At 41.4% G+C, this 748-nt stretch carries 1 protein-coding gene; it reads right to left on the bottom strand.

Annotated features, from left to right (window positions below; all coding sequences use genetic code 11):
• Positions 1–748 (bottom strand): IS3 family transposase (locus GQR54_RS19440; RefSeq protein WP_166379711.1); only part of this gene is annotated, 748 nt, incomplete at both ends.

The following is a 748-nucleotide window of genomic DNA, read 5'->3' as shown; positions in this document are numbered from 1 at the left end:
CTAACGCTATATTTAGCATCTATAAAATTTCCATATCCAACCTTTGGCATCCATTCCGTTTTAAAGCTTCTAAAAAATCGCTCCATTGGTGCATTATCCCAACAGTTTCCACGCCTACTCATACTTTGTTTGATTTTATAGCGCCATAAACGTTGACGATATTTTAAACTGGTATAGTGACTACCCTGGTCTGAATGAAACATCAGTCCTGTCGGTTTTCCTCTGCTTTCATACGCGAGTTCAAGCGCTTTTAGCGTTAAATTAGTATCTGGCGACAACGACATGGCCCAGCCAACTATTTTACGTGCAAATAAATCAATAATAACGGCTAAATAAGCCCAGCGATTACCTACCCAAATATACGTCACATCACCGCACCACACGGTATCTGGCTCAACAACATCAAATTGTCTATCAAGCAGATTTGGAATTTTAAGGTGCTCATTACCGCCGCGTTTATATGAATGTTGAGGTACTTGGCAGCTTTCAAGCTTTAATTTAACCATTAGCTTAGCAGCACGATAACGACTCAATTCAAAATCATTGTTCGTTGCTATTGCCGCGATTGTCCGCGCCCCAGCTGAGCTGCCGCTCATTGCATGTATTGCTCTAACTTCAGCCTCTAGCCTTATTTGTTCTAGTGTCGGCGTTGTATCCCTTATAGCCCAATATTTATAGCTGCTACGATGCACATTGAATACGTTACACAGCACGCTAATTGGGTAACGCTCTCGTTGATTTAGTTTCT

The sequence above is a fragment of the Pseudoalteromonas sp. Z9A4 genome (assembly GCF_011378845.1).
Lineage (GTDB): Bacteria > Pseudomonadota > Gammaproteobacteria > Enterobacterales > Alteromonadaceae > Pseudoalteromonas > Pseudoalteromonas arctica.
The sequence above is the reverse complement of the archived record's forward strand: the minus strand, read 5'-3'. Positions and strand labels throughout refer to the sequence as shown.